Raw genomic sequence first — 863 nt, 5'->3', positions numbered from 1 at the left:
GTGAGTAAAGGAGTGAAAAGCAAATGTCGAGTCATACCCTATTGGAAGAATTAGTTGAAATCGCCAGGCCATTTGCCTCATATGGTAAAGTGGCAAATTATATTCCTGCACTAAGTGACCAAAATCCCGACGATTTGGCCATTTGTATCTATTCCATCGATAATGAGTCTTTTTATGCAGGAGATCATCTTAAAAAATTCACACTTCAAAGTATCTCGAAAGTCATTGCGCTCGCTTTGGTATTAATGGACAATGGAGAAGAGGAAGTGTTTTCAAAGGTTGGGATGGAACCGACAGGAGACCCGTTTAACTCCATTGCCAAACTTGAGACACATAAGCCTTCCAAGCCGCTTAACCCTATGATCAATGCTGGTGCTTTAGCAGTAACAAATATGATAAAAGGGAACACAGGCATGGATAAGTGGGAGAGGTTGATTGAATTTATCTCTCATTTGACCGGCGAAAATGTTACATATAATGAAGATGTTGCATATTCAGAACTTCAGACTGCCAATTTAAACCGTTCATTATGCTACTTTATGAAACAGCATGGTGTCATTACTGGGAATGTAGAAGATTTATTGGTTTTATATACGAAACAATGCGCAGTGGAAATGAACTGTGTTGATTTGGCGAAAATAGGGGCGGTCTTCGCTAATGACGGATGGGATGCAGAAAGTGGTAAGCAGCTCATTTCACGGGATGTCGCAAGAATATGCAAGACGTTTATGGTTACATGCGGCATGTACAATAACTCGGGCGAATTTGCTATAAAGGTGGGGATCCCGGCAAAAAGTGGAGTTTCCGGCGGGATAATGGGCAGTGTACCCGGCAGATGCGGAATTGGCATATTCGGCCCTGCA

General features: G+C 42.2%; 1 protein-coding gene. It reads left to right on the top strand.

All coding sequences use genetic code 11. From position 1 onward, the window contains the following. Positions 1-23: 23 nt before the first annotated feature. Positions 24-863: glutaminase A (gene glsA / locus HP456_RS24460; protein WP_172255864.1), on the top strand; the 840-nt coding region annotated here is incomplete at its 3' end.

Source organism: Bacillus haikouensis (assembly GCF_013179555.1).
GTDB lineage: Bacteria > Bacillota > Bacilli > Bacillales > Bacillaceae_B > Rossellomorea > Rossellomorea haikouensis_A.
Note: the sequence above shows the minus strand (reverse complement) of the source record. Positions and strands in the feature narration are given on the sequence as shown.